The sequence below is a fragment of the Bacteroides ilei genome (genome assembly GCF_900128495.1).
GTDB lineage: Bacteria > Bacteroidota > Bacteroidia > Bacteroidales > Bacteroidaceae > Phocaeicola > Phocaeicola ilei.
The window spans coordinates 3020680-3042302 of the sequence record NZ_LT635801.1; the positions used below are offsets into that span (position 1 = coordinate 3020680).

General features: G+C 47.7%; 18 protein-coding genes and 1 riboswitch. Of the genes, 5 read left to right on the top strand and 13 right to left on the bottom strand.

Annotated elements, in window-relative coordinates; all coding sequences use genetic code 11:
• Positions 1-9 precede the first annotated feature (9 nt).
• Together BQ7489_RS12805 and BQ7489_RS12810 are read right to left on the bottom strand one after the other, a co-directional pair.
• The gene (locus BQ7489_RS12805; RefSeq protein ID WP_239496954.1) at positions 10-3495 is read right to left on the bottom strand and encodes a SusC/RagA family TonB-linked outer membrane protein; all 3486 of its coding nucleotides are present in this window, start codon (positions 3493-3495) and stop codon (positions 10-12) included.
• A 236-nt stretch (positions 3496-3731) separates the two neighbouring features.
• The gene (locus BQ7489_RS12810; RefSeq protein WP_072531320.1) at positions 3732-4757 is read right to left on the bottom strand and encodes a FecR family protein; all 1026 of its coding nucleotides are present in this window, start codon (positions 4755-4757) and stop codon (positions 3732-3734) included.
• A gap of 135 nt (positions 4758-4892) precedes the next feature.
• Between BQ7489_RS12810 and BQ7489_RS12815 the strand changes: the two genes are divergently transcribed.
• On the top strand, positions 4893-5477 hold the full coding sequence (locus BQ7489_RS12815; protein ID WP_072532187.1) for an RNA polymerase sigma-70 factor: 585 nt from the start codon (positions 4893-4895) through the stop codon (positions 5475-5477).
• A 66-nt stretch (positions 5478-5543) separates the two neighbouring features.
• Here BQ7489_RS12815 and BQ7489_RS12820 read toward each other — a convergent pair whose 3' ends face one another.
• Positions 5544-6692: a sensor histidine kinase gene (locus tag BQ7489_RS12820; RefSeq protein WP_083580604.1), complete on the bottom strand. Its 1149-nt coding sequence runs from the start codon at positions 6690-6692 to the stop codon at positions 5544-5546.
• A gap of 229 nt (positions 6693-6921) precedes the next feature.
• Between BQ7489_RS12820 and BQ7489_RS12825 the strand changes: the two genes are divergently transcribed.
• The 4 genes from BQ7489_RS12825 to BQ7489_RS12840 are packed head-to-tail and all read left to right on the top strand — an operon-like array spanning position 6922 to position 8540.
• Positions 6922-7125, top strand: coding sequence for a hypothetical protein (locus BQ7489_RS12825; protein ID WP_072531321.1), 204 nt, complete (start codon positions 6922-6924; stop codon positions 7123-7125).
• A complete protein-coding gene (locus BQ7489_RS12830) occupies positions 7122-7670 on the top strand; it encodes a hypothetical protein (RefSeq protein WP_072531322.1) in 549 nt (182 codons plus the stop codon). The genes BQ7489_RS12825 and BQ7489_RS12830 overlap by 4 nt, the downstream gene beginning before the upstream one ends.
• Positions 7636-8127 carry a hypothetical protein gene (locus BQ7489_RS12835; protein WP_072531323.1) on the top strand — a complete coding sequence of 164 codons (492 nt, stop codon included), beginning with the start codon at positions 7636-7638 and terminating at the stop codon, positions 8125-8127. Before BQ7489_RS12830 ends, BQ7489_RS12835 begins: the two co-directional genes overlap by 35 nt.
• Positions 8124-8540, top strand: a complete 417-nt coding sequence (locus tag BQ7489_RS12840) for a hypothetical protein (RefSeq protein WP_072531324.1) — start codon at positions 8124-8126, stop codon at positions 8538-8540. The genes BQ7489_RS12835 and BQ7489_RS12840 overlap by 4 nt, the downstream gene beginning before the upstream one ends.
• Before the next feature lie 54 nt (positions 8541-8594).
• Here the strand turns inward: BQ7489_RS12840 and BQ7489_RS12845 are convergent, their stop codons facing one another.
• From BQ7489_RS12845 to truB, 10 genes are all read right to left on the bottom strand, one after another.
• On the bottom strand, positions 8595-9737 hold the full coding sequence (locus BQ7489_RS12845) for a PepSY-associated TM helix domain-containing protein (RefSeq protein WP_072532188.1): 1143 nt from the start codon (positions 9735-9737) through the stop codon (positions 8595-8597).
• A 108-nt stretch (positions 9738-9845) separates the two neighbouring features.
• A complete protein-coding gene (locus tag BQ7489_RS12850; RefSeq protein WP_072531325.1) occupies positions 9846-11264 on the bottom strand; it encodes a DUF4374 domain-containing protein in 1419 nt (472 codons plus the stop codon).
• Positions 11265-11322: 58 nt separating this feature from the next.
• On the bottom strand, positions 11323-13671 hold the full coding sequence (locus tag BQ7489_RS12855; protein WP_394334082.1) for a TonB-dependent receptor: 2349 nt from the start codon (positions 13669-13671) through the stop codon (positions 11323-11325).
• A 331-nt stretch (positions 13672-14002) separates the two neighbouring features.
• On the bottom strand, positions 14003-14611 hold the full coding sequence (locus tag BQ7489_RS12860) for an HU family DNA-binding protein (protein WP_072531327.1): 609 nt from the start codon (positions 14609-14611) through the stop codon (positions 14003-14005).
• A 198-nt stretch (positions 14612-14809) separates the two neighbouring features.
• Complete coding sequence (locus BQ7489_RS12865) at positions 14810-15826, bottom strand: PKD domain-containing protein (protein WP_083580606.1); 1017 nt, start codon at positions 15824-15826, stop codon at positions 14810-14812.
• Positions 15827-15863: 37 nt separating this feature from the next.
• Complete coding sequence (locus tag BQ7489_RS12870; RefSeq protein WP_072532189.1) at positions 15864-17039, bottom strand: YncE family protein; 1176 nt, start codon at positions 17037-17039, stop codon at positions 15864-15866.
• 11 nt (positions 17040-17050) lie between these two features.
• Positions 17051-19090, bottom strand: a complete 2040-nt coding sequence (locus BQ7489_RS12875; RefSeq protein WP_072531329.1) for a TonB-dependent receptor — start codon at positions 19088-19090, stop codon at positions 17051-17053.
• Between the two features lie 17 nt (positions 19091-19107).
• Positions 19108-19313: riboswitch (cobalamin riboswitch) on the bottom strand.
• Between the two features lie 21 nt (positions 19314-19334).
• Positions 19335-19808 carry a 2-amino-4-hydroxy-6-hydroxymethyldihydropteridine diphosphokinase gene (gene folK / locus BQ7489_RS12880; protein ID WP_072531330.1) on the bottom strand — a complete coding sequence of 158 codons (474 nt, stop codon included), beginning with the start codon at positions 19806-19808 and terminating at the stop codon, positions 19335-19337.
• Positions 19809-19818: 10 nt separating this feature from the next.
• Entirely contained in the window at positions 19819-20874 is a 1056-nt protein-coding gene (queA, locus tag BQ7489_RS12885; protein ID WP_072531331.1) for a tRNA preQ1(34) S-adenosylmethionine ribosyltransferase-isomerase QueA, read from the bottom strand.
• Positions 20875-20889: 15 nt separating this feature from the next.
• Entirely contained in the window at positions 20890-21618 is a 729-nt protein-coding gene (gene truB / locus BQ7489_RS12890) for a tRNA pseudouridine(55) synthase TruB (RefSeq protein ID WP_072531332.1), read from the bottom strand.
• Positions 21619-21623 lie beyond the last annotated feature (5 nt).

Genomic DNA, 21623 nt, shown 5'->3' on the forward strand with positions numbered 1-21623 from the left:
ATTCAACAATTAAAAGGTTAGACTTATACCGCATGAAACGGTTCTTGACAAAGGATATGCGTTACCTCCGCTGCCGCCGGAAACGGTTTCCGGATCGAACTGGTCGGCCAGTTTCGTGCCTGTCCACAGATTTTCTCCCGAAACATAGACCCGGAGATTCTGCACACCGATTTTGTTCAGCACTTCGCGCGGCAGCGAATAGCCGAGCTGCAGATTTTTCAGACGGATGTAGGCTGCACTTTGCAGGTATCCGTTCTGGCATTGGTAGTTCTTGTTATCCCATCCGAGACTTGGCCGCGGAAGATATGCGTCCGTGTTTTCGGTGAGGAAACCGTTTTGAACAGACCATGAGTCCGCGTTGCGGAAATAGTCGGCCACATCGGTAATGCCTTCTGCCCACCACACATCGTTTCCTCCACCAAAGAAGAACGGGCTTCCCTGCCAGAAATCACGCTTCATGATTCCCTGGAAAAATACGCGGATATCGAATCCCTTCCAGCTTGCATTCAAGTCGATACCGAAATGGTACCGTGGAGTGGAGTTTCCGATGACGGTCAAATCGCCGGGATCACCGATTGTCCTTGCGCCGGCTGAGACCTTCCCGTCATTGTTCCTGTCCTTATACATCACATCACCGGCAGCCCAGTTGGTTCCTATCGAGTTCTGGTCGGCACTTGCCAGATGCTTTTGCATCTCTTCATCTGTTCTTGCGATGCCGTAGGTCTCATATCCCCAGATTTCATTCGTGTAGCGGCCGGCTATATAGGTGTCGATCGACCCTGTCGGATTATTGGGATACCGGGTTATCTTGGTACGGGAGTCAGACAGCAAGAAGGTGGCGCTGTAAGACAGTCCGTTGTTCAGGCGGTCTTGCCAACCGATATTCAGCTCCCATCCTAATGTACGCAAGTCTGTATTGTTGGTAACCGGCACATCCGTACCCAATATGGCCGGCAGCTCAGGAGCTTTTCCCACCATGTTCTTGGTGTTGCGCACAAAGTAATCGAATGAACCGGTCAGACGGTTGTCGAATAAGGCCCAGTCCATTCCGGCATTGTAGGTTTCGACCGTCTCCCAAGTCAAGGCTGCCGAGACCAAAGACGGAGCGGAAGAGGCATTCGGCTTGATACCATTCTGTAACCAGTTTCCTCCCGCTATCATCAGGTTTATGGTTTGATAAGTCTGATACCAGTTATTGGTGTTCTGATTTCCTAAAGTTCCGTATGAAGCGCGAAGTTTTAAAAGGCTTACCACATTTTGTATCGGCTCAAAAAAATCTTCTCGTGCTATGTTCCATCCCAAAGAGAAGGACGGAAAAAGTTTCCAGCGGTTGCTTCTGCGGAATCGGGAAGAACCGTCGTATCTCAGATTCCCTTCAAACAGATATTTTCCCTCGTAATCGTAATTCAAACGCCCGAAAAAACCGACCAGTCCCCATTCAGACCGTTGGCCTCCTACTGTCGGAGAGACCACACTGCCGTCTGAACCCAATCCTGTGGTCAGGTCAATTTCCGGTTTTGAGTTCAGTATCACCCCGTCGCGATAGAGGTTATAGGTCTGTTGCTTGAGGTTTTCTATCTGAGAACCGACCAGAACGTGCAGATTATGCTTGTCTTTGAACGAATGGGTATACTCACTGTATACCTCGAAATTGTAATAATTCTCCTTTGAAATGTCTTCCCCGATTCCGGAAGTCAGGTCGGAGCTGTATGGTTCTCCATTAATGTCGTGATTGTATATGGCGAACTGTTCGGAGCGGTTGAATACATTGTTGATGCGGTAATTGAAATTGATGTGGGTCACCCAATTCTTTATCGGCTCAATGACAAAACCGACCTGTTGATACAGGTTGTCGGCCTGTTGGTACTTGCTTCCCTGCTCAGCCAACTTAAGCGGAACGGACGGAGCATTGAAGTAATAGCCGTTTCGGTCGTAAAGCGGGATGTTCGGCCAAGATGATCTTCCCACCAGTTCGTAATATTCCCCGTTGTCCATGAAGAAGGGATGCTTGTAGTCTTGGCGGGAAAATCTCATGGAAAGATTCAGTTTCAACCAATTGGTCAAAGTCATATTGAATTTGGCCGTAGCGTTATATCGTTTCAAGTCATCATCTCCGATTTTCATGAGACCGTCTTGGTGCAGGTAGTTGAAGGAAACATAATAGTTCAGCTTGTCACTTCCGCCGCTTGCACTGAAGTTATGTTCTTGATTAAAGGTGGTACCTTTATATATCTCGTCGAAAATGTTGACATCGTCTATTCCGTTCGCATAACCGTCCAACCATTGTCCGTTCGCGTCCGGGTCAATGGCATAAATCAGGGAGCCGTCCGCTTTTCTTCTTGTGCCGGGTCCCACCGGTGTGGCGTTCATATAATCTTTCATTCGGTTTACATGGTCGAGAGTGAACTGGGGAGATCGGCCCGAGTTTGTCATCGCGTCGTTTAAGAAGCTTGCAAAATCCACGGAGTTCATCATTTCCATCATCTTGATGGGAGACGACCAACGGAAACTGTTGTTGTAGTTGATGGAAACCTTTCCTTTTCCGCCTGATTTCGTAGTGATAAGGATAACGCCAAAGGGTGCGCGCGAACCATAGATGGAAGAAGACGCAGCGTCTTTCAGTACGGAAACGGAAGCGATATCTTGCGGATTAATCATATTCAAGTCTCCTTCCATGCCGTCAATCAGGATTAAAGGACTTCCGCTCGAGCCTTCGCCGATGGTTCCCGTGCCACGAATGTTGATGGTCGGCGTGTCGCCCAGTGTTCCGTTGGATTGAGTAATCTGTAATCCGGGAACTAATCCCTGTAATGCCTGAGTAGCATTCAAGACGGGACGCTCCTTCAGACTTTCTGCATCTGTCAGTCCGACCGCTCCGGTCAGATTTACTTTCTTTTGTGTTCCGAATCCCACGACTACCACCTCGTCCAAAACCTGGGATGATTCCCTCAGCGTTACGAGCAGCACCTTTCCGGGCGTGGCCTTGACGGTCTGCGTCTCGTATCCGATATAGGAGATTTCCAGGGAGGCACTGGCGGAAGCGACATTCAGGGTGAAGTTCCCGTCGAAGTCACTGATAGTCCCGTTCGATGTACCTGACTCTCTCACGGTCGCGCCGATGATAGCCTCGCCGTTCTGGTCGACAATCCTTCCCTTTATCTCGGCCGACTGCTGGACGGGACGGCGGGAAGGCACTTCCGTCGACAGGATAATCTTGCGGTCGAGCACGGCATAGTTCACGTCCGTGCCGCTGAACACGGCGTCCAGCACCGAGAAGATGTCGCTCCGCTCTGCGGGAACGGAGACTTCACGCTCCAAATCGATGTGGCTGTTGTTGTAGAAGAAGTCGAAGTCCGACTGGCTCTCTATTTCCTTCAGGACTTCGCCCACGCTCATGCGTGAAGAGCCAAGTTCCACCCGGACTCTCTGAGCATAGCTGTCTGAAGCATAAAGCATGCTGACAGAACAGAATAAACAAGCTAAAAAGACTTTCATGGTTAATGGTACCTTTTTCCAGATAAAATACAGGCTTCGAATACCTGGATTCGTTTGGATACTTAATTGTTTTTCCATAATTTTGTAATGAATTTAGGTTTAAAAAAGGTTTTCTGTTTGTCGCCAAACAAACATTGAACGGGTCTTTCATACAGACGGATGCGCCAACATCGGTCTGTATGTTTTTTTACGGTCAGGGAGGATGTGTGTTTCTCATTTTCGGTCAGTTTTAAAGGTTAATATAATTCTATTCGGATTTTCTCCTGCTCTATGTCCGGGTCATCCAGATACCGCCAACGGATATGGGAGGAAATTTTAAAATATTCCAGAATACGCTCCAGATGCTGGTTTGTAAAGGTTCCCGTGAAGGAATAGCGGTCAAAGTCTGTGTTCTTCACTATAAAGTCGACATTATACCGTTTCTCCAGCATGTGCAGGGTCTCTCTGAACGAAGTGTTTGAAAGGATAACCTTTCCTTCCCTCCACGACAATTCCGACAGGCCGTCTGTCCGGTGGCGGCTGATTTGCTCGTCCGCCGTCTTATAAACCACCTTCTCGCCCGGACTCATAAGCATGCGCAACATACGGCCAGACCTTTTGTAGATGAATCCGATGCTTCCCTCCGTCAGGGTGGCGATAACCGCGTCGGCATCACCAAATGCTTCCAGATTGAAGCATGTACCAAAAACTTCCACCTTCGAGTCTTGCGGAGTGGAGACCACGAAACGCCGCTCCGTATCCTTCGTCACTTCAAAATAAGCTTCACCGTCAAGATACACTTCGCGGCTGTCTTTAAAGGCTGAAGGATAGCGGAACACCGAGCCTGAATTAAGGCAGACCAGCGTACTGTCCGGCAAACGGAAGGAAGTGACCATGCCCGGATTCGTGCGCATCTCAATCATGCTCACTTTCTCCGCAGGCAAAGTCTCCGTGCGCCGACCATACAAGACGAATACGGCCACGACCAGCGGCAGAAACAAGACAGCCGCCGCCCGCTGCATCCATATCCATCCCATCTTGCGGACGCGCCGCATGGCGATACGCTTCTTTGTCCGCCGCAAAGAGGCCTCCGTATCGAGTCCCTTCATCACCTGCAACGCGTCGGCCGCAAACAGCAACGTATACAACTGCCGGGCATTCCGCCGGTTTTCCGCCGATTCGTCCATCCAAGCCTCAACCCTCTTCGCTTCTTCCTCCGTCGCCGTACCGTCATAATACCTCACAAGCAACTCTTCCATCAATATATCGGTCTCTTTATCCATTCTGTTTTTATTGGAAAGACAATCGGGAAATGGACTTTCCCGATTCATTCCCTCGTTTTTAACAATCAATAACACTTGCAGGCAATAAGAAAAACAAATTTCCCCGAAAGCGAAAAAATGATTATATTTGCATCCATGAGAAGCACTGAAGAAACATATCTGCTGGCTGCTTTGGCAAAAGGAGAACCGTCCGCTTTCGACAGCATTTTCAGAAGATACTATCCTGTACTTTGTGCCTACGGAAGCCGTCTTGTCGGTCTGGAAGACGCAAAAGAGATTGCCGAAGAAACGATGATATGGTTATGGGAACATCGCGACAGCCATGTGATAAACTCTTCTTTAAGCAGCTATCTGCTGAAATGCGTGTACCGAAGGGCGCTAAACCAAATCAAACGCAACGAAATAAAGGGCATGGCAGACACTCGCTTCTTCAACGAAATGCAGGAGATGATGGAAGATGCCGACTTTTATCAGTTTCAGGAACTTTCCAGACGAATCAAAGAGGCCGTCGACGCACTGCCGGAATCTTACCGGGAAGTATTCATCATGCACCGTTTCCAGGAGAAAACCTACCGCGAGATAGCGGAACAGCTCAACATCCCCACCAAGACAGTGGACTACAGCATGCAGCAGGCGCTGAAACAGCTGCGCAAAGACCTGCGCGATTACCTGCCGCTCTTGATTTTCATACTGACGAAATGTATGGCTTCCGGGCATTAGAATCTTTTCCGGACAAGACCAAAAATCTCTTATCCCCCGTCGCGCCGCGAAACACAAGCCGCACTTTCACTCAAATTCCATCACAAACGTCGTGTTCCACCCGTTCGTTCCGGCCCGCAGCAGGCTGATGCTTCCGCCCGACAGCTTCATAATCTGACGGGAAAGGGACAGGCCGATGCCGCTTCCCTCTTTCTTGGTCGTAAAGAAAGGAACAAAAATCTCTTCCGCCTCACCTTCCGGGATGACCGGCCCGTCATTGCTCACATAAACGAACACATGCTCATCGGCCGCACTGTATGCACGGATGTGGATGCGCCCTCTGTCCGTGCCGATGGCCTGCACCGCATTCTTGAACAGATTGATGAGAACCTGGCGAATCAGGTTCGGGTCGGCATATACCATAAGGTCTTCCGGCTCTATCTGGCGGGTAAAGGCCACATTGTCCGGTATCAGACGCAGCCCTTCAATCTGCCGTACCAGCTCCGACAAATAGAAAGGCTCGGGAGCCGGCTTCTGCAAAGCGGAGAATTTACGGTAGCTGTCGACGAAAGATATCAGTCCCGCCGACGTGTCGTGTATGGCACGGATTCCGTCATAAAGCGGCCCGCCGACCACATCCTCCCGTCTCAAAAATGTTTCGCTCAGCGAAGAAATCGGCGCGATAGAGTTCATGATTTCATGCGTCAGCACCCGAGTGAGTTTTATCCACGAGTCAAGTTCCTTGGCATCCAGTTCACTGCGGATGTCGTTCAAGGTCAGAATCTTCACTTCATGCCCACCAACCTGCATGACTGAAGCGCGCACCAGCAGATATGCCTCGCCCTTCGCCGTGGTATACTCCAGATTGCAGCGCTCTCCGGCCGCCAGATTGCGGAGTTTGTCCGGCAGCTCCTTTCCGTATCGTTCCAATTGCTGGAGCGTTCCCAGTACCGGAAGTCCCAACAGCCGGGATGCGGCCGGATTTGTCTGTATCACCTTCATCTGTTCGTCCAGCACCACAACGCCCGATGTCACGCTCGAAAGAATCTGTTCATAAAACCGTTCCCGCTGTTCCATCAGCTGTTTCTGCTCGCCCATCAGGGTGCCAAACTGGTTTAACGTATCCTGCAGGATGCGCTCGCCCCCTGAAAATCCATAGACAGGCAGGCGGAACGAATAATCGCGGTTGCGAATGGCCTCCAGCATCAGGAAACTCTTTTCGCGTGGCTTTTCCATGCGGCTCTAAAATATTTTTTATAACTTGCCACTGTTTTTCAGTCAGGTCGGTTGGATACTGTGTCATAACTTTATTGTTTGGTACCTGTAAAGATATAACATTTTTCCAATTGACCGGCTGATTCTGAATTGTATGTAGCCCTATAACATTTTTCTTAAATCAATTCAAAACAGTTTCTCAAAACAGTTTCTTAATGAGAAACACGCTCCTTTCCTCAAGCCTGAATACTTGAAGAAGTTGGAAGAGGAACGGGCAAGCATATACTATGTCGGACACTTTGAAGGACAGAACAATATGGGCAAGGTGCTGAAAATGTGCCAAATTGCTTTGCTGAACAAGGTCGCTCCGCCCATTGACTATGACTTGCTGAGGGAGAAGAAAATCCATCTGTTCGGAGAGTTGTTGACTTTTGACAAGGAGGAGACCCTATGAGAATAGAAACATTCAAGATTGAAAAGCCGTATAGGGGAATAACCTTGGAGGGGACTTGTAGGGTCATCCCTCCCTCCACCTATACCATTACAATGGAGAAGCCCTACAAAGGATTGGCTAAGGCAGAATACTTCCGCAACAATGACGGTGGTTATTCCATAGAAAACATCAAGAGTAGGGCGCAGTGGGAACTGGGCAGGCTGTATAAGCAGTTCCAAGACATACTGTATGAGTACGACAAGTATAAGAAGTTACTGGGTGAATGGATGCCCTACGAGCAAAAGATGCAACGGTTGAGAGAGGATGTCAACCCATTCAGGCAGGGAGCGGATGCGGAGAAAGCGGCTTTGCTTGACTTCCACAGCGAGATGTTGGAAAGGGATGCCCAAGAGCATTTCTACGATTTGATTGATAAGCATGGGATTATGCCGTTGTCGCTCTCTCCGTCTGTGCTGAAAGTGTCCATCAGGCTGATTGAAGAAGAATTTGTTAAACCTAAAAGTGAACGATATGAAAGCAATACTGAAGAAAAGCGTGGAGAATAGATTTTGGGGTACCGATGATTATGACATACTGGATCTAAATCCCATAAACAAAGCGATAACTAATTACTATCTTCCCTATCTGTCTCCTTCTCCATTGAAAGCCTTCCTTTTGAAAAGACTGACCACCTTTAAGCAGATGTACCTTTACTTGAAAGTGGAATGCGTGGAAGGTAACCCCGTAGTGACGTCTCTTTCTTTGAACTGCAATCTGTTGGACGATGTGGAGCGTATGTATGATGACAACAAAGTCGATTGGAGTAAGATTCAGGGATGTCTGACTGAATATTTTCAAAGCATCGGTTACGCAAAGATTGAATGTGTAGACGATGATGGCATTGTCGGTTTTCTCAAACGGTTGGAGCAGGATGTCCCGTTGGTGAAAGAATACTTTACAATCATTAGGGAAGACGAATCAGAGAACGCTATGACAGATGATAAAAATGAGGCTCGAATATGAAGAAAGTATTGCTGAAAAAGGAAGAGGGGGACAGATGGCTCTTATGGGAAGATTCCGACTTGCTTTGTGTCAACAGGCTCAATATGGAATTAACCGAAATATACCTGTACAGCTATTGGCGTACATGCGGCCTATTGTTAAAGGCATTGACAGAAAAGATGGAAGCGGAAAGGAAACTGTTCCTTGGCTTGAACATCACTTGCAAGAAAGGCACAAACATTGTCGATTCATTGACTTTGCGTTGCGACTTGGAGGACGATGACGAGAGGGAAGAGGAAAGGCAGGGGAGGTTTAAGGTCGATTGGGATGCCCTGTATCGTGATTTGGAATGGCATTTCCGCTCTATGGGTTATCCCTGCATTCGATGTACGAATAATGAGTCATTTATATTCATTTGTATTATATATGTCTGATAATCAGTATTATATATGGAAATTTCCAACACCTTATAATGGCATTTCAGGGTATTATTTCCTTCTTTTCCTGTACCAGAGATAATAGCCGCTTAACGGTAAAATACCTCCCAGAAAAGCCGCCAGGAAATAGAGGGTTTTAGTCCATACTCCTCCCCAAGTTCCTGTATGAAAGCTGTAGAAATATCCTTTTATCTTTTGGGATGCCGGTATTTGGCTGGAAGTGGTGATGCTGGTAACCGTTCCGTATTCCGGGTGGAATGTAGCGGTATCAGTTTTACGTAACCGTCCTTCCGGTGAAGTGACTATCTGTGCGGTATTCCGTTCCAGTTTGATGGTCGTATAGGTCGGATATATTTGTTTCAGTGCAGAGAGTGCATTATCCCATGTATGGTATGGTGAGTGATATGCTTCTGTATCAACCGGTTTGTCATGTCGGTCCCTGTTGCCATTTGGGGTGGCTGGATGAGTATTTCCTGAATTTCCATTTCCTTTTTCTGTGGCTTGGGGAGAAGCTCCGAACAGAGAATAGGCGGCATTGCGATACCAGCCGAACGACCATGTCAGTCCGGTGAGAGCCATGACCAGCAGAAAAACCAGTGTATAGATTCCGGTGGCTACATGACTGTCGTACCAGAACCTGCGCCATCCCTTGTTACAACAGATTTTTAGCCGGTTCTTCAAAGCTTTTGATTTGCGGGGAATCCAGATGATGAGTCCACTGACCAGAATAATAACCATTGCAAGAGTGGTGATTCCTACAATGACCTTTCCTGCCGATTTTTCCCCTTTTTGTGCCGGTGCATCCAGCAACCAGCGGTGCAGTTTACGTACTTGCTGGAAAAACGGATAACTTTTACTCCATCCGTTCACTTCACCGGTATAAGGATTGACGCTCAGAGTCTTTTTGCCCGTGTTTTTGAAGCCGGCCCAAACTGGTTTTTCCGGATCCCGGGAAAATTGCAGACTGGTCAGTTGCAGGCTGTCTGTAACCTGGTTACGTATCTGTTCTGCCAGTCGGGACGGTGTCAGAGCCACACTTCCCGGAACGGCTTCGACGTGATACAGTTTCGGATTCAAGGCTTGGGTAATGTCTTGTTCAAATACAAGGATAGCACCGGTCAGGCAGATGACGGATATGATAATACCTACCGGGAGAGAAAGCCAGAGATGGATTTTTGAAAACAGTTTACGCATGGGGTATCTGGTATAAATGAAATGATTCAAAGTGAATCCACCTTGCCGGAGGATTGTGATCCTTATGGCAGGCAGATTCACGTCAAGCTTGTGGAAGAGAAACCGGTGTTATTTCTGGATGTCCAGCTTGCCTACAGCACTCAGTTGGGTTGCCTCTACAGTCAGGCCTTTGGTTGCAGTAGCAGTTGCCGGATCAATCTTATAGATGGCAGGATAACCTTCGGTAGTGGTTACCGTTATGTATGCTTTATCATTTTCGATATAAGGTGTTCCTCCGAATCCGGAAATTAAATCGGTGGAAGGAAGTCCGCTTACGTAAGTCAGCCTCTGGTCCTCGGCTTTGAAAATGGCCAGCCGGTTGGCCGTAAAACCAGATTCAGTCAGCGGACGGTCGTACATCAACAGGAGGAAATAATCTTCGGTAACCGGCCAGCAGCGTAGAAACGAGTTTCCACCGCTCAGTACCTCCAGGTTGCAGTAGTAGTCGTCGAAATCTTCTGTTCCGGCAGGGATACGTACCACACCGGCAGGCAGTGTAGTTTGCTGGCGTGAATCACTCATCGTCTTGGCATAACTTGGTGAGAATACGTAGATATCTCCGTTCCCGGCGGCCCAGATCATCTGGTAATATTGTGATTTGTAACGTCCGCAGGCATAGCTGATCTTATCGGTTCTGATCAGTTTCTTGTCGGTCAGGGTCTGATCGGTGAATATGGCTACCCAACATTCGTTCGGATATTGGGTCCATTGCAGTTCGTCCTTGCTGTATGCACCGCTACCAGATCCTCCCGACTCTGTCTTGACCAGGTCCTTGTTCCCTGGAAGTATCCATTTTCCGTTTTCATATTTTGTACCATATTGGCTCAATCCCATCGGAACGGCTGCCGAGAACAGTTTTCCATCTTGTTCCAACAGGCCGGCCAGGGTAACATATTCGCCGTTTCCCAGGAAGTTTTCCGACAGGTACGCCTTGTTCTGGGTGTCGTTGGTTGCATAGGTATCCATTTCTGTATTCAGATAAGAAATCAGGAATGATTTAGGTGTATAACCGTTTGCATCATTCCATTCGGTCGGTCCGTCACCTGTAGACGTTGTCATCACGTATTTGCCGTACGTACCATATGTAGTGAAACGTCGTACCGCAAATTCTCCGTTACGTTTTTTGGGGGTGCCGTTATTGTCCAGATAGAAAGAGGTAGTGATGCCGGCATTGCCTTGATTATAACTGAGTCCGTACAGGTATTGGTTGTTGTAATAGACCCATTGTGTGGCTCCATCATTTACCAGACCGTTTTTTACGGTACTGATTGTACCTTCATCCAGTGTCTCTGCTGTAAGCAACACATTGGTCGTGTTTCCGGATGCCGTTACCGAGGCTGCTATGACATAGTGTGAAACAGCTGTTGTACCGGCCCCGTTACCGCTATTTTCTCCATTGTTTATCGGTTCATCTTTCGAACAGGAAGTGAAAGTCATTGCAGCCGTTGCTGTGGCTAGAAGGCTGATGAATAGGAAATTTCTTTTCATGACAGTTTTATTGATTTATATTTTTCTTTTGTTATAAATTATTTGTACGACCTCTGGATTATCTGCCGAAGTGGACCCGTACTTTTCCATAAAAGCTTCGTCCGGCTTTCTGGAGGCTGAAGTTGTCATACAGCTTTTCATCGGTAAAGTTCCGACATTCGAATGAGAAGTTGTATCTTCCGTTCCTGATACTATAGGAAAGGCTGACATTGTGCGAGAACTGGTCCGGGACAATGTAATCGCTGCTGGAACCGATAATCTGCGAATAATAAGAGAAACTGTGCAGATATTGGTTGTCGTAAGTCAATGTCAGCACATTTCCCTTTTTCCACAGGTCGTGCCAGTAAAAATTCACGTCTGCATCGGCAAACTGGTATGGCAGGTTCGGCATGCGTGCCTTATAAGCCAGGTTGTTGACTGTAGTGCCGATCATGGTCTTCATGTTGTCGCGTACATCCATCTGTGTGAAGTTCCCTCCGATGCTGAACCAGTTGCTGTAGCTGTAGCGGGCGGAGAGATTGTATCCTTTGGTCAGTACCTTGCCATAGTTGGTATAGGCTGCCGCATACTTGCCTCCGCTCAAGTCGGTCACGTTTCGTTGGATGTAATCCTTGGTATCGCGATAGACCAGCCCTCCTTCTACATAAACCGAATGTTTGCCGAATGTCTTTGCGTAGCTGACATTCAGGTTAATGTTGTCACTGTTTTCCGGGCGGATGGTGATTTCTCCCATTTCCAGGTCCTCATCGCCGAACATTTCTTCAATGGTAGGCAATCGGTAGGCTTTCTCGTAGGAAAGTTTGACCTGAAGTCCGGGAAAAACAAAGTATGTGCCGGCTATACCGTAACCGAAAGCGTCGATGCTGCGGGTAGTCTTTTTGTAGTCATCCTGGTTGGTGGTAGTCGCCATGGGACCTGATACATACTGGTTATAGTATTTCCCGAAGACCGAGGCGTTCCAGTGTTCCGAAGGCATTACACGGTACGAAAGTCCGGAAATGTTTTTTCTGGTCTTCTTGGCTATGGCATCGGTCTGTTCTTCATTGGCCAGCAGTGAAGTGTTGCTTCTTCTGAAGGCATTGAACACCTGGTTGAAGGTGAGGGTATGTATTTTCCCGATGCGGTAATTTACATTGAATGTCCCGTTCCAGTTGTCGTTATCGGCCCGTGAGTACTGGTACGACTGTTCGCCGCGTGAATTCATTTTCTGCTTTTCTCCCAGCCAGTTGTACTGGTAGGCTGCCGTATCGATGTTGGTTGTCGCATTACGGTTATAGTTGGCAGTCAGCGTTACGTCCAGCCCTTTGGTAAGAAGGTTACGTTTGCTGTATTCCAGTGAAGGCATCAGGGAGTGTCCTTTCCGGTGCTTTTCGCCGTAGACGATGTTCTGTCGTACCCCGGTCTGTATTTCCTTATACATCTGCGAGTAGGTGAAGCTGAGCATCAGGCGGTCGGCCCATTTTTTGTCGATAAGTCCTACTTTCCCGATAATGGCTTCGTTGTGGTAGGTATCATTGAAACGTTTCACGCGCTGGTAACTGCCGTTGATGTTTCCGGTAGAAAAGTCCTGTACCGGTGCATCTACGTAATAGTCATTGTCCGAATAGTTCTGGAAAGCATTGATCTCATATGTGAATCCGTTTCTGAATGTCTGTCCGAAATTGATATACGACTTATGGGTATTGAATGAACCGTAAGAATAGGAAGCGTCCAGGAACCAGTTACGGCGTTTCTTGTTGGTCACGATGTTGATGACACCTCCGATGGCATCTGTACCGAAACCTACGGGAACTACCCCTTTATACACTTCGATACGTTCGGCAAAGTTGACCGGGATGTTGTTCAGTCCGAATGAGCTTCCTACTCCTTCCTGCGGTACTCCGTCTATGAATACTTTTACGTGCTTGCCGCTGAATCCGTCCATCATAAGTTGCATGTCCGACCCTACACCACCCGATTCACGCAGTTTCATGCCCGGTGCTTTGGTCAGTGCTTCGCTCAGGCTTTTGGTGGAATTCTGCATGTCTTTCGTGTCTACGGCCACTGTATTGAAGGCGGAGCGTTTCACACGTGACACTTCCGATGAGACTACCACGACTTCGTCCAGTTCGGTTACAGATGTTTTCAGTATGAAATTCTGTTTCTGACGTTCATTCCCGTCGAGGATAATCTGCCTTTCGGAGGTCTCATATCCGACGGCCGATACGACTAATGTGTATTTGCCGCCAGGAGCTTTCAGGTGATAGAGTCCTTTTTCGTTTGTTGTACATCCGTAATTGGTTCCTTTCAGGTATACCGTGGCGAAATCGATTTCACTTTTGTCGGACGATAGGATTCTTCCCGAAATCATGGCACTTTGCGCCCATGCCGGAACAGTTCCCAACAATAATACTGCCCAAAGAAGCAGGTTGCATTTGAAATTAGTTCTCAATTTATATGAATTTAAATGTTAGCGAATGTCTTTTTACCGTTTCCGGTTTTCCGCCGCAAAGTTAAATTCAATAAAAAATGAGGGCAATCGCAAAAAATGGGTATTTTAAAGTGAGAGGATAAAGCTGCTTCATATTCCATATCGTCGCAATTTTTATGCGATTTACGACATTATGGAATATGAAAAGCTATTTTTGAAGTTTCCCTGTCTTTTCTTCAATCTTGGCTCCGCCGGATTTTCCGTGGCGTTTTTCGTTCCATACCAAAAAATAGTTATCCGTTGGCCGGAGCAGGTAGTGTGTTATCTCTTATTGTCCGAAGTGTCCGGGCAATGCGATGTATACCGGATGGTGTGGAGTTCCGATATTTTTCAGTCTCTGGGCTTCTACCAGTTTCCTGATGGTACGGCAGGCGGTAGGGGTGGTCAGATGAAACAGTTCTTCAAACTTCTTGCGTGTAAGGATCGGAGTTGTCCTGAAATGTTCGGAGAGGCGTTCTTCAAGTTTCTCTTCGCTGATGTCTGCCGAATGGATTTTTTCCGGTGAACGTTTGGTCTTCAGGTTCTGCAGACTGTTCTTCAGTGACTGGTCGGCCCGGAAACGTACATTCTTGAATTTGACATCTTCGGCACGTGTATTCTTGGGATTCTTGGTTTCGGGACATTGCAGGGTAATCTGGAAATATCCTATACCTTCCAGGTGTACCCTTTTTCCGTTCTTCAGGTGTTCGGCCATCTGTTCGCTCAAGGCTACCAGTGCCGCTTTGATATCGGCCTCGGTGAGGCTGCAGTTATGGCTTATTTCTTCGGCCAGCTGGTCGGAACTGATATGCTGCTGGTTTACCACACGTGCATGATAGCGTTTTTTACTGTTGCCTATGCTGTTAGGCGACTGGTAGAATTCGAATTTTACGGCCATAGATTCTTAAAGGATATTTTATTTTATCACTAGGGTGATAATATCTTATCACTGCAATGAAAAGATCTCATCACTGGAGTGATAAAATCTTATCACTAGGGTGAAAAGATAATATCTGTATTACAAATGTAGTGAATACCGATGGAATATGGAAGAGGATTCCATATGTTTGAAAAAATATTTCCGGGATGAACCGGATTATTTTTCCGTAGATGATATCTGTTCATCCAACAAGTGCAGGTCTTCTATTCCTGAAACTTCGGTAGAGCACTCCCCTATCCAGCCGTTTACCTGGTTGACTCCTGTATAGATTTTGATGAAATCAGCTCCCGGCAGTCCGGCTTTGTTGCCCTTGCTGTCTATAGCCCAGTCGATGTCAATGGCTGCTTCGGGTGCTGTATTGATAGCATTGTCGGCGTATCCGTAACTGAACGGGTAAAGGATGTAGTAGCTTGTTACCGGATCGGTACTTTCATTGACCGCATTCTGAGGTAGGCAGGTACCTTTGAATGTCAGGTGGTCGTCGGATATCCATTGGGGGAAATATGGCTGGCTGTGGAACTGGTTCATCGGAATGTATCCCCATCGTCCCAGGTTGTCTTCCCAGCGGATATACGTAGCCTTTTCTTCTTCGCTGACAGGTTCTTTTTCCGGACGGAAATAGGTGATTTCGTAGTTACGGTGCAGGGTTATGTCATTTCCGGCCTGTTCTGCTTTTCCGTACCAGCTTTCACTGGCATCGGGCTGGTGGGCACTTCCGGCTATTTCATACCATTCGTTGTCGTCGGGAAGTCCGTTTCCGTTCTTGTCGTAGGCCACCATGACAATTCCCGGTTCATAGCTTCCTCCGTTCGCTCCTCCTGAAAAGGCGTTACCCAATATGCGGAAGTCGCATAGTCCGGACTTGTTCTCAATGGTATGGTCGAAACCGACAACCACATATCCTCCGAATCCTCCCAGAGATATCAGTCCCTTGCGGTTGTTTCCGATGGCATCCAGTACTTTCTTGTTCATGGACTCCTGAGTATCTCCTTCCTCATAGGCTGGCTGTTGGTTTGTAAATTGTCCTGCAGCCGGCATGTAATCCAATACACGGGTTATGTAGGGAGAATATTCCGCAGGTTTTTCGATATTCGGTTCATTTCCGTCATGGCTACTGCATGATATGAACAGCCCTGTTGATAATAGTGTGGATAATATAAATAATCTGTTCATTTCCAATGTTGTTTCAGGTAATTTTGATGTGAGTTATTTAATAGAAGTCTTCGTCGGTGAATGCGAAATGTCCTGGAATGTCTCCGGTACGGACCTTCCATTTCATCTTTCCGTCGGGGGTAAAGCAGTAAAGGTATCCGGGTGTGACATAATCGGTGGCATCGCTGATGTATATTTCTTTGGTTTCGGGATTGACAGCTACTCCATAAGGCAGCTTGATTTCCTGGTCGGTGCCGTCGGTAATGAAATTATCCGAGACTATTCTGCCCTGTTTCGTGTCATAGATGGCATAGGTTGCCCGGTTGCTTTGAGTGGTATAGCTCCATCCGGATCCGGTCAGATAGATGGAATCTCCGCACAGATACATTTCGTTGGCACTGATTCCCAGATTTCCGGTTACAGTTCCGGTCCGGCTGTCAATGACAAAGACATCGGCTCCCGTACCGTAATAGTCTCCTCTGGAGCTGACATAAATGCGTCCGTACCGGTCCAGTTCCATCCGGTGCAGGTTGATGGCTACATCAATGGTGTCTACTACCTGAAAACTGTCCAAGTCAATGACCGAAACTGTCCGGTCGTAGTCAGGAAAACGATATCCCCCCGAATTGGCCACATAAAGGCGTCCGCCGGTAGCAACCATTTCTTCCGGTTGATAGCCTACGGTTACTTCACGGGTAATCTGCAGGGTTTCCGTATCAATCTCCACCACTTTACCCGGGCGTGCGTTGGGGTCTATCTGTACAGGTCCGGCATATGAGCTTACATAGGCTTTATCGCCCGAAAATGTGATATACCTGCAGTTGGGGATGTTTATGCTTCCCAGGTGGCGGGCTGTCCGCACATCCATCACCTCCACAAAATTCGAGCAGTTGATGACGGCATAAAGCTTTCCGTCATGGATTTGCAGGTCATTCCCTACATCACCCAGTTCCTTCACTATTTCAGGGTTCCGTTCGGGGTAAATGTTACGCAGGTAATATCCTTCACGGATGTTGAAATAGTCAATGGTGCATTTGTTGCTTCCCATATTTCCTTCATTGAGAAGGAAAAGTCCTTTTACCCGGCGGGTTTCCGTTGGATAAGTGATGTATTCCTTTTCGGATTCCAGTACAGGCAGTTCTCTTCTACATCCGTTGAGAAGGAAAAGGATGCATACCGCTCCTATTACCAAGAGCAGGCGTGTATAGGTGTTATATGTCCGTCTGTATATCATAAGCATAACCGTCAGAATGTATATTGGGCAATCAGTCTGAAGTTGATTCCCGGCATCGGGTAACAGGATACCACTTCATATTGCTGGTTGAAAAGGTTGTTTATTTCCAGTGTCAGTTTCAGCTCGTCCGACCAGACCGGTTGTGTTTTCGACAATGAGAAGTCGCTGGTATACCAGGGCTGCTGATAGTTGACCGGCAGGTTAGCCTGAGAGGAATAGCGCTCGCCTGTATAGATGAAGCTATAGTTGGCTTCCCAGGATTTCCAGGTCAGGTTGAGTGCAGCCGAGCCGCTGTGCCAGGGAATGTATGGAATCTGTCCACCATAAAACTCGTCGTTTTTGTCAGTAAGATCCTGTGCCTTCTGGTACGTATAGTTCAGGCGTCCGTTCAACAGCATTTCTTTTCCGGGTTTCCAGCTTGCCTGGGCGGCTATATCGATTCCTCTGATTTCCACTTTTCCCAGATTGACCATTGTCCATCGGAAGAAATTGGAGGTCGGGGTGGCTACAATCTTGTTGTCTACTTTATTGTAGTAAATGTCGGCCTGTATTTCCAGGTGCCGTAACCAACTGTTTTCAAATGGTTTGCCGTAGGTTATCCCTATGTCATACTGGTCGGTAAATTCAGGATCGAGATAGGCATTTCCTACGAATGTATAGTAGAGGTCGTTCAGTGTCGGCATACGGAAAATCCGCTTATAGAATGCCCGCAGGTTCAGGTCGGCGTGCCTGAACGGCTTATAGGTGAAGACGGCGGCAGGAGTCCATTCGGTTTTGTCGGGGGCGGAACCGGAGTTTGCGGTACGGTCATGCACGAAGGTACCCAGGATACTTGCCTGAAGCTTAATTTGTTCGAAGCTGAACGACGTGGCGGCAGCCAGCAGTCCGGTATTCCGCCGAGGGTAGGCAAAGTCGCGCAAATCGGCGTCCAGCAAGTTATATTGCCAGTCGGCCGATACATTTACGTCCCAGAAGGAGGCAAGCATAAAACGGTTGGCCACCGATACATACGCTTCATGCTGATAATAATGGTTGTTAGTATACATCATCGAAGCATCCTTGTTGGGATCAGCCAGGTAGTGCAGGTAATCGTAGGCATATTTGGCGTTCAGCAGCAGTGAATACCAGGATGTGAAATCCTTCTTGAATGAACCTTGTATAAAGAAGTTGCTGTCCCATTGCCGGTCTTCGTGTGAGAAACGGTTACGGACTACGGCTCCCGGGTATCCCCGTTCCGAATTATAGAAATAGGCCTTGGTTCTCCAGTATCCTTGGCCGATTTTCCCATACAGTCCTCCTTCAATCCGGAGAGCCTTTACATCGCCGTTCTTACGTACGGCAGTGGTATCGTATCCATCCTGTGTGCGGTAGGTAAAACGGTATTTCCCGGTAGTATACATATATTCGGCACTCAAGGATGTATTGATGCTGCTGTTCAGCTTATGTTCCCATAAGACAGACGGATTTACCAGGCCGAATGAGCCGGTCTTGAAGGTGGCTTTCAGGTGGTTCTGTTCGTTCCCTTCGAATTCGGGTGTCTTCGACTGGAGATAGATGACTCCGGCCGATCCGAAATCCTTGGCGGGTTGGAGCATGGAACTCTTTTGTCCGTTATAGAGGGTGACCGCTTCCATATTGTCGAGCGAGAAACGTCCCAGGTCGACTGTCCCGTTCTGGGCATTGCCTAATTCTATACCGTCGTAGAATACACCTACATGGTTGGTGCCCATGCTTCGGATGTTCACAGTCTTCAATCCCCCTATTCCTCCATAATCCTTAATCTGTACGCCCGAAAAGTACCGTAACGCATCGGCCACGCTGTGTGAGCTGAGACGTTGGAGCTGTGCACCCGAAAGCTGTTGTGCGGGTACAATGTCTTTCTGGTAAGGACGTGCGGTAACAATTACCTCGTCAAGGTGTTGCAGGCTGTCCAGACGGGTCTGGGCACCGGCTGGCAGGCAGCCGATGAAACAACAGAGCAGGAGCCATGCAGGCGGCAGTTTCTGTCTGTGTATGATAAATCGGATAATCAGAGAAATAAGTTTAACCATCCTGTCCTCGCTTCCGGTTAATAAGTTATGTGTTGGCAGGTCTTCTGACTTACTCCCTTTCCGGATCCTTCCCGGCAGAACTGTCTGCCAGTGGTATGAGCCTTTTCCTGAAAGTTGTATAATGGAGATTCACAGCAGCGGGACTGTCTGAGACTTTCACTCAGTTCCCTTTTCATCCTTCAAGCCGAAAAAGCTGTCGGGAACCAACGATCTGCACAAAGATACAATAATTCCCTGATATCTTTTATTTGTCTGCCGGAATTTCCGGTTTCAGTTCCTTCAACGGTTTGTGTAAGATGGGATGAATTATGTCGGGAGCTATTTCTACTAAGGGGTCCATGACAAAACTTCTTTTTGTCATCAGAGGATGAGGCAATATCAGTTCCGGTGTGTCAAGTACTACATCATCGTATAGAAGCAAGTCGATGTCAATCATACGGTCACTGTAAACGGCGTTATGCGATTTCTTCAGACGTCCCAGCTCACGTTCTATCTGTTGGGTGACAGCCAATACTTCTTGAGGTGAAAGGCTGGTTTCCACGCAGGCTGCTGCGTTCAGGAATGAATTCGGGGAATGGAATCCCCAAGGCTCGGTAGCATAAAAAGAAGATAGGGAAGTCACCTCCCCTATCCTGTCTTGTATAAGTTTGACGGCCTCATCCAGATTGGCCTTCTTGTCGCCAAGGTTGGTTCCCAGACCCAAATAAACTTTTGCCATGGCTTCAGTCTTATTTGTCCAGAATCAGCATGGCATCACCATATGTACCGAAGCGATAATCCTCTTTCAAGGCTACATTGTATGCTTCCATAACCAGTTCATAGCCTCCGTATGAACATACCAGCATCAGCATGGTTGAGAGCGGCATGTGGAAATTGCTTACCATTGCATTGGCCAGGGAGAATTCATATGGAGGGAAGATGAACTTATTGGTCCATCCTTCAAATTCCTTCAGATGTCCGTCGGTTCCGACAGCCGTTTCGATAGCCCGCATCACGCTTGTACCTACGGCACAGACCTTGTTTCCGCTGTCTTTCGCATCGTTGACAATTTTACATGCTTCGGCTTCTACGAACATCTGTTCGGAATCCATCTTATGTTTGGTCAAGTCTTCCACATCGATATCACGGAAACATCCAAGTCCGCAGTGCATGGTAATATAGGCAAAGTTTATACCTTTGATTTCCATGCGTTTCATCAGTTCGCGGCTGAAGTGCAGTCCTGCTGCCGGGACCGTAACAGCTCCTTCGTTTTTGGCGAAGATAGTCTGGAAACGTTCCGTATCTTCCGGTTCTGCGGCACGGTGGATGAACGGTGGCAACGGCGGTTCGCCCAATGCATACAGTGCTTTTTTGAATTCGTCGTGCGGACCGTCATACAGGAAACGCAGGGTACGACCGCGTGACGTGGTATTGTCGATCACTTCGGCTACCATTGAATCGTCGTCACCGAAATAAAGTTTGTTCCCGATACGGATTTTGCGTGCCGGGTCAACCAGTACATCCCATAAGCGGAGTTCTTCATTCAGTTCACGTAACAGGAACACTTCAATACGTGCACCGGTCTTTTCCTTGTTGCCATACAAGCGTGCCGGAAAGACTTTGGTATCGTTGAAGATAAATACATCCTTGTCGTCAAAGTAGTTTAAGATATCCTTAAACATGACATGTTCGATCTGTCCGGTAGATTTGTGCACTACCATCAGTCGGGATTCATCTCTGTACTTGGCCGGATACAGGGCAATCTTTTCTTCCGGCAACTTGAATTTGAATTGTGACAGTTTCATTTTGGTATCCTTTCCTTAATCGTTTGTTGTTTCTATTTCCTGCTGGTCGAGCCATTGCTCGAAATCGTCTACTTTCATACAGTCTTTCAGAGAAATTTCTCCTACACGTGTACGGATGAGTCCTGTAAGGTGGGCTCCGCTGTCCAAGGCTTCACCTATATCCCGGGCCAGGGCACGGATATAGGTCCCTTTGCTGCATACTACCCGGATCTTGATTTCCGGCAATTCATCACTTTCCTTCCCGGGAATCTTACATTCCAGCAGTTCAATCTCGTCAATAACCAGGGTTTTAGGCTTCAGCTCCACATTGTCGCCGTTGCGTGCCAAATCGTAGGCCCGTTTCCCGTCAATCTTACATGCCGAAAAGGCCGGAGGGATCTGTTCGATGGTACCTACAAATTTCTTCAGGACTTCTTCTATCAGTTCCCGCGTAATATGTCCGGTAGGGTAAGTGGCATCAATTTCCTTTTCCAGGTCGTACGACGGAGTGGTTGCCCCCAGTTGCAGGGTAGCTATATATTCTTTGGTGTGATACTGGAATTCCTCGATCTTTTTAGTAGCCTTGCCGGTACAGATTATCATGACACCTGTAGCCAGCGGATCGAGGGTTCCGGCATGTCCTACTTTGATTTTCTTTACACCAAGCTTGCGGCTTATGTGATATCTTATCTTGTTCACAAGCGCGAACGATGTCCATCGTAACGGCTTGTCGAAATACAATACTTCTCCTTCTTTAAAGTTCATTCAGT

What these genes read in the sequence shown, in the direction of transcription:
- BQ7489_RS12875 (WP_072531329.1), bottom strand. Translation starts at nt 19,090, where the DNA reads ATGGTTAAACTTATTTCTCTGATTATCCGATTTATCATACACAGACAG.
- BQ7489_RS12845 (WP_072532188.1), bottom strand. Translation starts at nt 9,737, where the DNA reads ATGCGTAAACTGTTTTCAAAAATCCATCTCTGGCTTTCTCTCCCGGTA.
- truB (WP_072531332.1), bottom strand. Translation starts at nt 21,618, where the DNA reads ATGAACTTTAAAGAAGGAGAAGTATTGTATTTCGACAAGCCGTTACGA.
- BQ7489_RS12860 (WP_072531327.1), bottom strand. Translation starts at nt 14,611, where the DNA reads ATGGCCGTAAAATTCGAATTCTACCAGTCGCCTAACAGCATAGGCAAC.
- BQ7489_RS12815 (WP_072532187.1), top strand. Translation starts at nt 4,893, where the DNA reads ATGAGAAGCACTGAAGAAACATATCTGCTGGCTGCTTTGGCAAAAGGA.
- BQ7489_RS12805 (WP_239496954.1), bottom strand. Translation starts at nt 3,495, where the DNA reads ATGAAAGTCTTTTTAGCTTGTTTATTCTGTTCTGTCAGCATGCTTTAT.
- BQ7489_RS12865 (WP_083580606.1), bottom strand. Translation starts at nt 15,826, where the DNA reads ATGAACAGATTATTTATATTATCCACACTATTATCAACAGGGCTGTTC.
- BQ7489_RS12835 (WP_072531323.1), top strand. Translation starts at nt 7,636, where the DNA reads ATGAAAGCAATACTGAAGAAAAGCGTGGAGAATAGATTTTGGGGTACC.
- BQ7489_RS12810 (WP_072531320.1), bottom strand. Translation starts at nt 4,757, where the DNA reads ATGGATAAAGAGACCGATATATTGATGGAAGAGTTGCTTGTGAGGTAT.
- BQ7489_RS12820 (WP_083580604.1), bottom strand. Translation starts at nt 6,692, where the DNA reads ATGGAAAAGCCACGCGAAAAGAGTTTCCTGATGCTGGAGGCCATTCGC.
- BQ7489_RS12870 (WP_072532189.1), bottom strand. Translation starts at nt 17,039, where the DNA reads ATGATATACAGACGGACATATAACACCTATACACGCCTGCTCTTGGTA.
- BQ7489_RS12830 (WP_072531322.1), top strand. Translation starts at nt 7,122, where the DNA reads ATGAGAATAGAAACATTCAAGATTGAAAAGCCGTATAGGGGAATAACC.
- BQ7489_RS12840 (WP_072531324.1), top strand. Translation starts at nt 8,124, where the DNA reads ATGAAGAAAGTATTGCTGAAAAAGGAAGAGGGGGACAGATGGCTCTTA.
- folK (WP_072531330.1), bottom strand. Translation starts at nt 19,808, where the DNA reads ATGGCAAAAGTTTATTTGGGTCTGGGAACCAACCTTGGCGACAAGAAG.
- queA (WP_072531331.1), bottom strand. Translation starts at nt 20,874, where the DNA reads ATGAAACTGTCACAATTCAAATTCAAGTTGCCGGAAGAAAAGATTGCC.
- BQ7489_RS12850 (WP_072531325.1), bottom strand. Translation starts at nt 11,264, where the DNA reads ATGAAAAGAAATTTCCTATTCATCAGCCTTCTAGCCACAGCAACGGCT.